A 13,072-nucleotide genomic window follows, 5' to 3' on the forward strand; every position below is an offset into this window, starting at 1 on the left:
TTCAAGAACCGCGCTGGCTCTCATCGCTTGATGTTCCTTCTGACGTGGGTAACTTTTCCTCCGTCTGGTTTAATAAAAGAGCCAGCGGTTTTTCTGACTGTTCTTCTGAATGATGTCGATAAGCTGCTGTATGTGAGAGCAACATAGAAGCTACCGGTGCTGTTAAAAACAAAAAAAACATCAGCAACACTTCATGAAAAACAAAATAATGGTCCACAAATATTGAATAAAGAAATGAAGAAATAAGAATGCTACCAACGCCCCAACTCGTACATACTGAAAGCATATGCAAACGCTGATAAAAACTGGAAAAACGCACCAAACCTATCGTTGCGATCAGTGTCAATCCAGACCCTAATATTAAGAAAACCGTGATAGCAATAGCCACCACAAGCGATACGTCATCTTTCATTCAATAATCTCCCCCCGCATAAGAAACTTCGCTAAAGCGATGCTTGATACACACCCCAACAACCCAATAATGAGAGCAGCAACAAAATAAATGGTTGTTCCTGAACGGATATCGAATGTAAGAAACAAAAGAACAGTGGTTATATAAAGAGCATCCAAACCAACAATTCTATCCTGTGCCCGTGGACCACGAATCAACCGAAACAATGCGAAGATCACCGCCAAACTTAAAAAAAACTGTGAAAAGAAAAGCCCCCAATAAAGGATCACCATACTCATAAGAAAATCTCCAAAAGTAATTGCTCATACCGTTGTTTTATCAATCGTTGATAATTATATCCTTTTTTTAAATTTAAGACATGGAGCAAAAGCTCACCCTTTTTACTATTATAGGCAACCCAAGCCGTTCCAGGAGTTGCCGAAAGGATGCACGCTAAAATAGCCAAAGCAGTGCGATTATGAAGCAGAAGAGGCACTACAATAAAGCCAGATCGCTGTTTTCGAGACCTTTTTGTTAAAACAAACCAAGCGACCGAGATATTTGAGGATATAGAATCTATTAAGACTCGAAAAATAAGACGAAAAACCGCACTCCAACTTTTAATAGCAACCTTCTCCGGTTCAAGGAGCCGTATCATCCAACCACAAAACAAAGCGGTTATAATGGCTAAAAGCAATTGCCCTAAACTAAAACCATTTAAAATAAGCCACATAAGGACAATGACACCACTGAAAAAAGGAGAAGGACAAAAACGATTCATTTATTCATCTCCCTCTTTTCGAGAGAAAAATCCGTTAAAACGCTCCCAATATAATTCTGAGGTTCATACAAAGTCTTAGCAGTTTCAGACATATAATGACTAACAGGACCGGCTACAATTGTTATAAGAAAACACAAAGCAAGAAGAACAGCAATAGGTGCAAATTCTATCACCTGCACACGGGGAACGCGACCTTCAAGAGAAACCCAAAAAGTTCGAATCCCCGTTCGTGTCAGTGCAATCAAAGCTGCAAAACCAGAGAGGGTAACAAAAACCACAAAAAGCCAATCGTGATAAACCGGAAGAGAGGCAAAAAAATCTTCTCTACTATGGTTTAAAACTGCCATGAACATCATAAGTTTAGCAACAAAACCAGAAAAAGGTGGCAATCCAATAATCAAAATGGCACAAATACCAAAACAAGCCCCAAGAATTGCCAAGGTTACAGGGAAATATGTGCCAACTTCATCTTCTTCCTCCTCTTCATCATCACCATAAACCTCCATTGTGACAGCCAGAACATTAGCAGCCACATCTTGACAGCGTTCAACCAACTCTACCAAAAGAAAAAAAGCTCCCAGTGCTAAAGTTGAAGAAACAATATAAAAAAGAGCACCTGCTGTCAGTGCTGCATTGCCGATCCCTATTGCTGCCAACAATGTACCAGAAGAGACAAGAACACTATAAGCTACCAAACGCACTAAAACTTGACTCGCCAATACCCCAATAAAACCAAAAATCATAGTGGCCAACCCACCATAAAACAAAACGGTATGACCAAAATGGTTAAAATATTCACTTTCAGGACCAAACCACAGCAGCGTTAAACGTAAAATAATATAAATACCCACCTTGCTCAAAAGCGCAAAAGAAGCTCCAACAGGCGCTACTGCTGCACTATAAGTTGGCACCAACCAAAAATTAAGCGGCCACATACCAGCCTTAAGCAAAAAAGCAATACCTAGAAGTGCAACACCTATTTCGAACAAAACAATATCTGTAGAAGATATATATTTTATTTTAACAGCCAAATCGGCCATATTAAGAGTACCAGCGACTCCATAAATGAGTGCTGTACCAACTAAAAAAAGTAATGAAGCAACAAGATTAACCACGACATAATGCAACCCTGCGCGTACGCGTGCCTGACCAGAACCATGCAAAGCAAGCCCATAGGAAGCCGTTAACATAACTTCAAAAAATACAAATAAATTAAATAAATCACCGGTCAAAAAAGCGCCATTTATCCCCACCATAAAAAATTGCATCAGTGACTGAAAATGAGAACCAGCTTTGTACCAATAAGCCCGCGCAAAAACCAGTACGCTAGTCACCAACAAGCTTGAAAGTAAAAGCATCATGGCGCTTAAACGATCAAGGACCAAAACAATTCCGAAGGAAGAGGGCCAATTGCCAAGCCGATAAACATCACAAGCCGGCGCTATTTCAAGAGTACGTATAATTAATAAAACAGCAATAACGACCGACAATCCCGCCGAAAAAAGACTAATCAATGATTTAAATTTCGAACGCCGTTCATCATAGAAAAGTAGAGCAGCTCCAGTGATTAACGGCAAAAGAATAGGCAAAATAAGGAGATGATGCACCCCTACTTCCATCACTGCACCTCACGTCCATCAACGTGATCTGAACCCGTTAAACCGCGTGAAACCAAGAGAATAACTAAAAATAAAGCTGTCGTTGCAAAACCAATCACAATCGCAGTTAAAACTAAAGCTTGAGGGAGAGGATCGACATAATTAGCTGGATTAATAACAGCAGTAGGATCAACAATTGGCGCAGCATTACTACGCGGTCTACTCATTGAAAACATAAAAAGATTGACACCATAGGAAATCAAAGACAAACCAAGAATGACTTGAAAAGTGCGTGGACGTAAAATAAGCCAAATTCCTGATCCAACAAGAATACCAATACCTAAAGAAAGAACAATTTCCATTAATTTTCCTTCTCTTTCAAAACAGGTTTCTTCCCGATTCGGTAACTCCGAATTGACTGGTGTGCAAGTGCAATTAAAATGAGAACAGTTGCTCCTAACACAAGAGAAAGCACACCAAAATCAAACAAAAAAGCAGATGCCATGGGAACTTTTCCAATTAACGGAAAATGAATATATCGAAAAAAGGATGTTAAAAAAGGATATCCAAAAAACCAAGAGCCCATCCCCGTTACGACTGACAACAATAAGCCAAAGCCCATCCAACGCAAAGGTAAAACTCTCAAATGCGTTTCCACCCACCGAATATCGCGTGCAAGATATTGTAAAATAAATCCTATCGCCAAAGTAATACCACCAACAAATCCACCTCCTGGCAGATCATGCCCTCGCATGAATAAATAAACAGCAAAAGCGATAATAATCGGAAAGAGCCAACCCATAATAACAGCAGGAACAGCTAAATAATTCAAAACTGTATCTCCCACATTTCGATTAGGCTGTGCCATATCAAAGGCTTTTTGAACACGTTGTTGAAAAGGTGCATCAATACTTTCAGGGGCAGGACGAAACCGCCGTAAAAGGGCAAAAACAGTGAGAGAAACAACACCCAAAACGACAATTTCTCCCATAGTATCAAAACCACGGAAATCAACCAACAACACATTCACAACATTGCGACCACCAGCATCAGAGTAAGCCTTGGTGAGAAAAAAATCAGAAATCGTCGTGCCTTGAGGACGTGTCATCACTGCAAAAGAGAGCCATGCTACACCAGCACCTCCCACAAGGGCTATGATGAAATCACGGATACGACGCAAGCGCACGAAAAAACGAACAGGCGTTGGTGTAGGATTATGCAAACGTTTAGGCAACCACCGTAAACCAAGCAATAATAAGACGACTGTAACAACCTCAACAACTAATTGTGTTATTGCTAAATCAGGAGCAGAAAGCCATAAAAAGGTTGCACAAGTCATCAAACCAGCTCCCCCCGACAACATGAGTGATGCAAGACGATGAAACTTTGCTTGCCAAGCAACTAAAAGCGCACATAATCCGCCAACTAACCAAAGAGCAAGAAAAGGAATATCAACTGGAAAAAGCGGTAACGCCCCCGCTGAAATGAAACCATCGCACCAAAGTAAAAGACCAACAAATGCAAAACACACCCAAAAAATCCAGTGCAACTGTATCTGCAAACGGCGTGTTGATAAAATAGATTCCACCGCACGTGCCCATTTCCAAGAAATAATCACGAGAATACGTTCAAAAATACGCGGTCCATTTAAGTGACGAAAAAAAGGTGCTCCATCATCACAGTATAAAAAATAACGGTGCCCGACAGCGTAGAGCAATCCGCCTCCTAATAACGCAACAAAACTCATCACTAATGGAGTATTCAACCCATGCCAAACGGCTAAACTATAAGGGATTGTCATTGATCCTAAAACAGACACGACCGCGTTATCTAAAATAGGTCCTATAGTTAAATTAGGAAAAATACCAACGGCTAAACAAATAAACACCAAAAGCTCCATTGGTAAACGCATGAAATGCGGTGGTTCATGGGGAGTTTTGGGTAAATTGACAGGTTTTGGACCCAAAAAAACGCCATGAATAAAGCGTATAGAATAGGTTACACTAAACAAACTAGCCAGCGTTGCTACATAAGGTGCAATCCAATCGAGCCATGATTCCATATGCGTTTCAACAGCTTCAGCAAAAAACATCTCTTTCGATAAAAAACCATTCAACAAGGGAACTCCAGCCATCGCTGCACTTGCAACTAAAGCGAGAGTTGCTGTAATAGGCATAGAGCGATAAAGCCCTGACAATTTACGCATATCACGTGTTCCCGTCTCGTGATCAATAATACCAGCAGCCATAAATAAAGAAGCTTTAAAAGTAGCATGATTGGCCATATGGAAGATCGCTGCAACACAAGCAAGTGGACTACCAAGGCTTAAAAGCGTGGTAATCAATCCAAGATGACTAATAGTCGAGTAAGCAAGCAGTCCTTTCAAGTCTTGCTGAAACATGGAAAAATAAGCACCAAGAAGCAATGTCGAGAGTCCTGAAAAGCCAACTAGCCAAAACCAAGATTCTGTCCCAGAAAGCACAGGCCATAAACGAACAAGTAAAAACAATCCCGCTTTTACCATGGTTGCTGAATGCAAATAAGCCGATACGGGGGTTGGAGCAGCCATCGCATTGGGCAGCCAAAAATGAAAGGGAAACTGCGCACTTTTTGTTAATCCCCCCAATAAAATACAAATAAGGACAGGACTATAAAGAGAACTTGACCGAATCATATCTCCAGACTGAAGCACCTTATCCAAATCAAAACTGCCAACAATATACCCAATCAATAAAACCCCAATAAAAAGAGCAAAACCGCCAAAACCTGTGATCGTTAGAGCCATACGCGCACCCTCACGCGCACTTGCATTATGGTACCAATAGCCGATCAACAAAAAAGAAAAAATGCTGGTGAGTTCCCAAAAAATAACCAAAAAGACGAGATTGCCTGATAAGACTATTCCCGTCATTGATCCCATAAAGGCCAAAAAAAAGGAAAAAAATCGCGGTACAGAATCTGCTGGATCCATGTAATAACGTGAATAAATGACAACAAGCAGCCCAATTCCTGTAATGAGCAAGCAAAAAAGCCACGACAAACCATCTATACGGAGAATCAAATCGCTCCCACATTCTGAAAGCCAAGAAATATCTAAACGCACTATGTGGTTTTCGCGAACTTCTGGATAAAGCATTATTGTAAAAATAAGACAGAAAAGTGCAACAATCCCAGCAAACCATGCTTCATTATTTTTTGCTGTCGAGCGAAAAAAGCCAATGACAGCACTTCCACCAAAGGGAAGCAAAACGAGCAATATCAACATTGCTTCCCGTGTTGTCATTCTTTCAACTCCATCCTGTCCTTAATATTTTGTCATCGACAAAACAAAAACTTATATCCTCCCCCCATTCCACACTTAATGATAATAAGATTTAATAAAACTTAAAAGTATTTAAATTTTTCAAAAAAAACGCTTGCATGAAAATGCTACGCACCACGCAAGTTCTCTCTTTATTGTAAGAACAATAACGCCCACGACAAGAAGCAATTAAAAATTTATTTAATAATTTCTATCCTTTAAAAAAGCGTGATAAACACTGTTTACGCCCCCCGTGAAAAGGCTGAAAACTATTATCATTTTTATTATAAGAGCGATAACGCGCACGGCAAGATTCAATATGTTGTTTAAGCATCCATGGCTCTTTTTTTTCTAATTTTTCCGAAGAAGACGTTAAAAACACTTTTTTAGCATCTGGTACAACTTTTAATGATGCGCCTTTTGTGCTTAAGTGCCGTGATGTAACAAATGCCACTTCAGGATACCACCAATTATCACTATATTTACGATAACCACGCCGATAATGACGATAACCTTTAAAACCATTAAGTTCTCTACGCCCCGTAAAAATCAAAGGCACCGAACTATCTTGGACAGAAGTCTGAGTAACCAGTTTGGCTTTAGCATAACTCCTATTTTTCCCCCAATTAACAAGAGTAGTTGTTATAATGAAAAAACTGCTAACCAATACAAAAGCTAAAGCATAATATAATTTTTTTTTCATACTCATAACGCAAAACTCAAAATAATAAACAACAGTAATTACAGAAAGCCTTTCTCTTGCTAGACAGAAACAGATTCTTTTCTTAAGACTCTTTTTTCTTGAGACATTCTGTTACTCTTTGTACTAAACGTTGATCTTGGTAATAAGATCCTTCAAAAAAGAATGAATAAATGATGATAAAAACCCCCTACTATCTTATAGACAAATCGAAACTCATCAAAAACATGCAAACAATTTCTCGTTTACGGGAAATGTCTGGAGCTAAAATTTTACTTGCTTTGAAATGTTTTGCCACATGGAGTGTTTTTGATTTAATGTCTGAGTTCATGGATGGAACCACATCATCATCCCTTTATGAGCTGCGTTTAGGAAGAGAAAAATTTGGCAAAGAAACACATGCTTATTCGGTTGCTTGGGCCGATCATGAAATTGATGAAGCCTGTGGCTATGCAGACAAAATTATCTTTAACTCAATCCAACAACTTCAACGTTTTTCTAAAGCTAGCAAAACCATCCAACGGGGTTTGAGGTTAAATCCAGGAATCAGCGCATCCAATTTTGATCTTGCCAATCCCTCCCGCCCTTTTAGCCGCTTAGGCGAAACCAATCAAAGCGCTATAAAAGAAGTTCTACCCCTCATCAATGGCCTAATGATCCACAACAATTGCGAAAATGCTGATTTTAATCTTTTTAATCAAATGCTGAATCACATGGAAGAAAAATTTGCAGAACTTTTTTCTGCTGTTGACTGGATAAGCCTTGGTGGCGGAATCCATTTTACCGCTGAAAATTATCCTTTAGAATCTTTCGCAAAACGTTTAAAACAATTTTCTAAAACCCATGGTGTTACTATTTTTCTAGAACCAGGAGAAGCTGCTATCACCAAAAGCACCACATTAGAAGTCAGTGTTCTTGACACATTGTATAATGAAAAGAATCTTGCCATCGTTGACAGCTCAATTGAAGCACATATGCTTGATCTTCTCATTTATCGTGAAAATGCCAAATTAGAACCCAATCAAGGTCCCCATGAAATCATGGTTTGTGGAAAATCTTGTCTTGCTGGTGATATTTTTGGAACATTTCAATTTCAACAACCTCTTAAAATAGGCGATCGGCTGTCTTTTCAGGATGCAGCAGGTTATACAATGGTCAAGAAAAACTGGTTTAATGGCGTTACAATGCCTGCTATTGTTCTCAAAGAATGCGATGGTACACTAACACTTCAACGCCAATTCAGCTATAACGACTATCAGAAAAGCCTTTCATAAAGATCAACCATAAAAACGTCATACAACAGTATTAAAAAGGAGATGAACCTACAATGAAAAAAAATGTTCTCATTATTGGTGCTGGAGGTGTTGCACAAGTTGTTGCACACAAATGTGCTCAAAACAACGATATTTTTGGTGAAATTCACATTGCTTCACGAACACTCAAAAAATGTGAAGCCATCATTGCTTCCATTAAAGAAAAAAACACAATGAAAGAACAGGGTGTTCTCAAAAGCCATTCGCTCAATGCCATGAATGTAGAAGAAACTATAAAGCTCATCCAAAAGACCAAATGCGAAATTGTCATTAATGTTGGTTCTGCCTTTCTTAATATGTCTGTTCTTTCAGCTTGTATTGAAACCAAATGCGCTTATATCGATACAGCGATTCATGAAGACCCGTTGAAAATCTGTGAAACACCTCCTTGGTATGGCAATTATGAATGGCCTCGGCGTCAAGAATGTGAAAAAGCTGGTATAACCGCTATTTTAGGAGCAGGTTTTGACCCAGGTGTAGTGAATGCTTACGCAGCATTAGCGCGTGATAATTATTTTGATAAAATCACAGATATTGATATTATTGATATTAATGCCGGAAATCATGGGCGTTGGTTTGCTACAAATTTTGATCCAGAAATTAACTTCCGTGAGTTTACAGGACAAGTATGGTCATGGCAAAATAAAAAATGGACTTCCAATAAAATGTTTGAAGTCAGCCATGAATGGGATCTTCCCGTTGTTGGAAAACAAAAAGCCTATATGACGGGACATGATGAAATTCATTCATTATCAAAAAATCTCGATGTGGAGAATGTCCGTTTCTGGATGGGATTTGGTGAACGTTATATCACTGTTTTTACGGTTCTAAAAAACCTCGGACTCTTATCCGAACAACCGATTAAAACGGCAGAAGGTCAAGAAGTCGTGCCCTTGAAAGTCGTGAAAGCCGTCTTACCCGACCCTTCCTCTCTCGCCCCAGACTACACAGGAAAAACCTGTATCGGAGATCTTATTAAAGGCGAAAAAGATGGGCACCTGCGAGAAATTTTTATCTATAATATAGCCGATCACAAACAAGCTTTTCATGAAACTGGAGCACAAGGCATTTCCTATACCGCTGGCGTACCAGCCGCTGCTACAGCCCTTCTCATTGCTACAGGCGAATGGGATGTTAAGACTATGGTCAATGTAGAGGAATTACCACCCCGCCCTTTCCTTAAATATCTTGATCGTATGGGGCTTCCCACTTTTATAAGAGAACAACAAGAGGATAAAAAATTAGAATTTTAAATTTATACCTATAGAAAGCATATGCTTGATTTTTTAAGTTATCAGAAAACTGCCCAATGAAAACAAACTTAATATTCTCATGTAATTATGGTTTTCAAAAAAATTTTAGCTATTCGTTATATTTTGGCAACATTACGATTTCTTAACAACCTTAAAGAAGAGACATATCATCTTTCTAAGACATAACAAGCAATGATCAAGAAAAACAGAGAAGCAAAAACTAATTTAATCACACTGTATAACTTGTCATTATCATCAAAAAGATAGTGTGATAAAGAAAAGATATAAAAATACCGCTCTTTTAAAAAAGAGTGGTATTTTGTAGAATATTCAATCCCTCCCCTCTTTATCTTAAATGACAAAGATCCTTAACCCACTCCAATCATTAAACAATTAAATTTCTTTGAGCGAATTCCTCTTGGCTTCCCTCTTCACATGATTCATTTTCATATATAAAACATTGATTTATAACAATAAATATCATTTTCAACTTGATTAATAACGCTGAAAACTGTAATATTCTCTTATAAAAACTCTCAAATAATAAAGAGCTTTAGCAATATTGAGAACTGAAAAAGTGCATTATAACGTCAGCGTATACGTTTACTAAACATAAAGATGATGATGCACAAATAGGTCTTATAACAATTTGAATGAATTTTATATATTTCAAGAGGAACTTTACAGCTATACCATTCACGAGCACCATCGTGAAGTAGGTTTGCGCATTTTGAGAGATGTGTTCTTAAAACAAAGCACGCAAATAGGCTCAGAACCCTATCCTAAATATTTTATAATAGTATAAAAAACCACCCCATATGTAAAACTTTACATAAACCAAACAAACACCACCGCTCTAAACGATAATGCACAACAGGATAATCAATAAAAACTACACAACTGAATTTTAAAACAGTAATTATCGAAAAGCATACAACAAACGGAATATTTCAATATAATTGGTTGTATTCCTTTTTAAAGTTTTAAAATGTTGTTGTATGCTTCACAAATATTTTCTGCCTCCTATGCCTTTTAAAATGTACTTTTTAAAAGCTTTTTAAATATGAAGTGGTTTAGCAAATGTTGCCAAAGCTGCCTCACGCACGGCTTCTGATAAAGTAGGATGTGCGTGGCAACAACGCCCCAGATCTTCTGATGAACCACCAAATTCCATTAAAACTGCAATTTCATGGATCATTTCACCAGCACCAAATCCAAGAATATGCCCCCCTAATACCCGATCTGTTTTTTTATCAGAAAGGATTTTAACGAACCCATCACTCTTTTGCATTGCACGTGCACGACCATTAGCCATAAAAGGAAATTTGCCAACATTATATTCAATACCAGCAGTTTTTAGCTCTTCTTCTGTCCTTCCTACACTCGCAATTTCCGGCTGCGTATAAACAACACTAGGAATGACATCAAAATTAACATGCCCTTTTTGACCTGCCAAAATTTCTGCCACAGCAACGCCTTCTTCCTCTGCTTTATGCGCTAACATTGGCCCTTTTACGACATCACCAATCGCATAAATTCCTGGAACATTCGTCTGCCAATGAGCATCAATTGCAATAAATCCGCGTTCATCTAACTGAACACCAGCCTCTTGTAAGCCAAGCCCCTCCGTATACGGAGAACGTCCAGTAGCAATAAGCACAACATCAGCCTCTAAAGTTTCAGCTGCGCCACCTTTGACGGCTTCAAAAGTCACCTGAGCAGTTGAGCCGGATTGTGTAACAGCTGTTACTTTTGTTCCCGTTTTATATTCTATCCCCTGTTTTTCCATTAATTTCTGAAATTGCCGTGAAACTTCACCATCCATTGAGCCCAAAATTTTATTAAGATACTCAATAATGGTAACTTTAGCACCTAAACGGCTCCAAACTGATCCAAGTTCTGAACCAATAACACCAGCACCCACTACAATCATATGCTCTGGTACTTTTTCAAGTGAAAGAGCTCCCGTAGAAGAAACAATAGTCTTTTCATCAATTTCAACATTCACCCCTGGAATGCCTGAACTCTCTGAACCGGTAGCAATAATAATATTTTTTGTTTCAATTGTTTGTTTATTACCATCTCTGGCAACAACCTCCACATGACCCGCACTCAAAATTTTGGCTGTCCCAAAAAAAGTATCAACTTTATTTTTTTTCATCAAAAAAGAAACACCACTTGTATTGGCTGTCACCACAGCTTTCTTATGAACCATCATTTGTTCAAGATTAAGCTTAGATTTACCAATAGAAATACCAAGCGTTTCAAAACCATGCTGGGTTTCAGAAAACACTTCTGAAGCATGCAACAATGCTTTAGAAGGAATACAACCAACATTGAGACATGTTCCTCCTAATGTTGTACGCTTTTCAATAATCGCTACTTTAAGCCCCAGTTGTGCAGCCTTTATTGCTGCTACATAACCTCCTGGACCTGCTCCGATCACAGCCACATCATAAGACATCCGTTTCTCCTTTCATCCTGAAAACTGTATTTTACAAATCAAGAACAAGGCGTTCCGGATCCTCTAAGCTTTCCTTAACACGTACAAGGAAAGTTACAGCTTCTTGCCCATCCACAATACGGTGATCGTAAGAAAGCGCTAAATACATCATGGGGCGGATCACAACTTGGCCCTCAACAACCATTGCTCGCTCTTTAATCGCATGCATTCCCAAAATACCAGATTGTGGTGCATTCAAAATCGGTGTTGACATCAACGATCCATACACACCACCATTGGTAATGGTAAAAGTTCCGCCCTGCATATCAGAAACGGCTAATTTTCCATCACGCGCAAGACGCCCCAAACGCCCAATCTCTTTTTCAATCTCTGCCAATGACATTTGATCTGCATCTCGCACCACTGGAACAACAAGCCCTTTATCCGTTCCAACAGCAATTCCGACATTGACATAGTTTTTGTAAACAATATCTGTCCCATCAATCTCGGCATTAACAGCGGGAAGTTCTTTTAATGCATGACAAACAGCCTTGGTAAAAAAACCCATAAAACCAAGTTTAACACCATGTTTCTTTTCAAAAAGATCCTTATAACGCTTGCGCAAATCCATCACCGCTGACATATCAACCTCATTAAATGTGGTTAACATTGCTGCTATATTTTGTGCATCTTTAAGACGGCGAGCAATTGTTTGACGCAATTTCGTCATACGAACCCGCTCTTCACGTGTTTCTTGAACAGGAGTTGCCGAAGAAATCGTCGCAGAAGAAGAGGGTGTAGGAGCATTTGTACTTTGTTTTAATCCACCAAGAACATCTTCTTTAAGAATTTGTCCACGTTTTCCAGAACCTGAAATATCGCTTTTTGCAACATTATTTTCAGCCATCAATTTTGCTGCTGAAGGAGAAGGAGGCATTGTACTGCTCGAAGCAGGCTTCTCCGATTCAGATGAAGCTGCTGGAACAAGTGTAGCAGAAGGTGAAGATGATTGGGAGACACCAGCTTCTCCAGCTTCCACCACTCCTAAAAGAGCATTTACTTCAACCGTATCGCCTTCTTTTGCAATGATTTCAGATAATTTTCCCGCAACAGGAGAAGGAACTTCAACGGTTACCTTATCAGTTTCTAATTCAACCAAAGGCTCATCCATAGCGACAGCTTCGCCAAGTTTTTTAAACCATTTGCCAATCGTTGCTTCGGTAACCGATTCGCCCAAAGTAGGAACACGAATTTCAGTAGTCATAATATTTTTCCATACATCAGAGTAGTAA

General features: G+C 38.9%; 11 protein-coding genes. 2 read left to right on the forward strand and 9 right to left on the reverse strand.

Going from position 1 to position 13,072, the window contains the following annotated elements; genetic code table 11:
* Position 1: 1 nt before the first annotated feature.
* From mnhG to ACFIKH_RS01050, 7 genes are all read right to left on the reverse strand, one after another.
* Positions 2 to 412, reverse strand: coding sequence for a monovalent cation/H(+) antiporter subunit G (gene mnhG, locus ACFIKH_RS01020; protein ID WP_375626082.1), 411 nt, complete (start codon positions 410 to 412; stop codon positions 2 to 4).
* Positions 409 to 690, reverse strand: coding sequence for a K+/H+ antiporter subunit F (locus ACFIKH_RS01025; RefSeq protein ID WP_375625542.1), 282 nt, complete (start codon positions 688 to 690; stop codon positions 409 to 411). Before ACFIKH_RS01025 ends, mnhG begins: the two co-directional genes overlap by 4 nt.
* Complete coding sequence (locus ACFIKH_RS01030) at positions 687 to 1,172, reverse strand: Na+/H+ antiporter subunit E (RefSeq protein ID WP_375626084.1); 486 nt, start codon at positions 1,170 to 1,172, stop codon at positions 687 to 689. The genes ACFIKH_RS01025 and ACFIKH_RS01030 overlap by 4 nt, the downstream gene beginning before the upstream one ends.
* Entirely contained in the window at positions 1,169 to 2,791 is a 1,623-nt protein-coding gene (locus tag ACFIKH_RS01035; RefSeq protein ID WP_375626086.1) for a monovalent cation/H+ antiporter subunit D, read from the reverse strand. The genes ACFIKH_RS01030 and ACFIKH_RS01035 overlap by 4 nt, the downstream gene beginning before the upstream one ends.
* Positions 2,791 to 3,132: a Na+/H+ antiporter subunit C gene (locus tag ACFIKH_RS01040; protein WP_375626088.1), complete on the reverse strand. Its 342-nt coding sequence runs from the start codon at positions 3,130 to 3,132 to the stop codon at positions 2,791 to 2,793. The genes ACFIKH_RS01035 and ACFIKH_RS01040 overlap by 1 nt, the downstream gene beginning before the upstream one ends.
* Entirely contained in the window at positions 3,132 to 6,053 is a 2,922-nt protein-coding gene (locus ACFIKH_RS01045) for a monovalent cation/H+ antiporter subunit A (protein ID WP_375670777.1), read from the reverse strand. Before ACFIKH_RS01045 ends, ACFIKH_RS01040 begins: the two co-directional genes overlap by 1 nt.
* A gap of 229 nt (positions 6,054 to 6,282) precedes the next feature.
* Positions 6,283 to 6,780: a BA14K family protein gene (locus ACFIKH_RS01050; RefSeq protein ID WP_375625539.1), complete on the reverse strand. Its 498-nt coding sequence runs from the start codon at positions 6,778 to 6,780 to the stop codon at positions 6,283 to 6,285.
* A gap of 167 nt (positions 6,781 to 6,947) precedes the next feature.
* Between ACFIKH_RS01050 and ACFIKH_RS01055 the strand changes: the two genes are divergently transcribed.
* Together ACFIKH_RS01055 and ACFIKH_RS01060 are read left to right on the forward strand one after the other, a co-directional pair.
* Positions 6,948 to 8,045: a carboxynorspermidine decarboxylase gene (locus ACFIKH_RS01055; protein WP_375626298.1), complete on the forward strand. Its 1,098-nt coding sequence runs from the start codon at positions 6,948 to 6,950 to the stop codon at positions 8,043 to 8,045.
* Between the two features lie 53 nt (positions 8,046 to 8,098).
* Positions 8,099 to 9,337, forward strand: coding sequence for a saccharopine dehydrogenase NADP-binding domain-containing protein (locus ACFIKH_RS01060; RefSeq protein ID WP_375653452.1), 1,239 nt, complete (start codon positions 8,099 to 8,101; stop codon positions 9,335 to 9,337).
* A 1,057-nt stretch (positions 9,338 to 10,394) separates the two neighbouring features.
* On the opposite strand, the gene lpdA is transcribed toward ACFIKH_RS01060, so the two are convergent.
* On the reverse strand, positions 10,395 to 11,801 hold the full coding sequence (gene lpdA, locus ACFIKH_RS01065; protein ID WP_375625538.1) for a dihydrolipoyl dehydrogenase: 1,407 nt from the start codon (positions 11,799 to 11,801) through the stop codon (positions 10,395 to 10,397).
* 31 nt (positions 11,802 to 11,832) lie between these two features.
* Entirely contained in the window at positions 11,833 to 13,044 is a 1,212-nt protein-coding gene (odhB, locus tag ACFIKH_RS01070; protein WP_375653450.1) for a 2-oxoglutarate dehydrogenase complex dihydrolipoyllysine-residue succinyltransferase, read from the reverse strand.
* Positions 13,045 to 13,072: the final 28 nt, after the last annotated feature.

The organism is Bartonella sp. SD1336NMGDW, from assembly GCF_042193565.1.
Classification (GTDB): Bacteria; Pseudomonadota; Alphaproteobacteria; order Rhizobiales; family Rhizobiaceae; genus Bartonella; species Bartonella grahamii.

What these genes read in the sequence shown, in the direction of transcription:
- mnhG (WP_375626082.1), bottom strand. Translation starts at nt 412, where the DNA reads ATGAAAGATGACGTATCGCTTGTGGTGGCTATTGCTATCACGGTTTTC.
- ACFIKH_RS01025 (WP_375625542.1), bottom strand. Translation starts at nt 690, where the DNA reads ATGAGTATGGTGATCCTTTATTGGGGGCTTTTCTTTTCACAGTTTTTT.
- ACFIKH_RS01030 (WP_375626084.1), bottom strand. Translation starts at nt 1,172, where the DNA reads ATGAATCGTTTTTGTCCTTCTCCTTTTTTCAGTGGTGTCATTGTCCTT.
- ACFIKH_RS01035 (WP_375626086.1), bottom strand. Translation starts at nt 2,791, where the DNA reads ATGGAAGTAGGGGTGCATCATCTCCTTATTTTGCCTATTCTTTTGCCG.
- ACFIKH_RS01040 (WP_375626088.1), bottom strand. Translation starts at nt 3,132, where the DNA reads ATGGAAATTGTTCTTTCTTTAGGTATTGGTATTCTTGTTGGATCAGGA.
- ACFIKH_RS01045 (WP_375670777.1), bottom strand. Translation starts at nt 6,053, where the DNA reads ATGACAACACGGGAAGCAATGTTGATATTGCTCGTTTTGCTTCCCTTT.
- ACFIKH_RS01050 (WP_375625539.1), bottom strand. Translation starts at nt 6,780, where the DNA reads ATGAGTATGAAAAAAAAATTATATTATGCTTTAGCTTTTGTATTGGTT.
- ACFIKH_RS01055 (WP_375626298.1), top strand. Translation starts at nt 6,948, where the DNA reads ATGATAAAAACCCCCTACTATCTTATAGACAAATCGAAACTCATCAAA.
- ACFIKH_RS01060 (WP_375653452.1), top strand. Translation starts at nt 8,099, where the DNA reads ATGAAAAAAAATGTTCTCATTATTGGTGCTGGAGGTGTTGCACAAGTT.
- lpdA (WP_375625538.1), bottom strand. Translation starts at nt 11,801, where the DNA reads ATGTCTTATGATGTGGCTGTGATCGGAGCAGGTCCAGGAGGTTATGTA.
- odhB (WP_375653450.1), bottom strand. Translation starts at nt 13,044, where the DNA reads ATGACTACTGAAATTCGTGTTCCTACTTTGGGCGAATCGGTTACCGAA.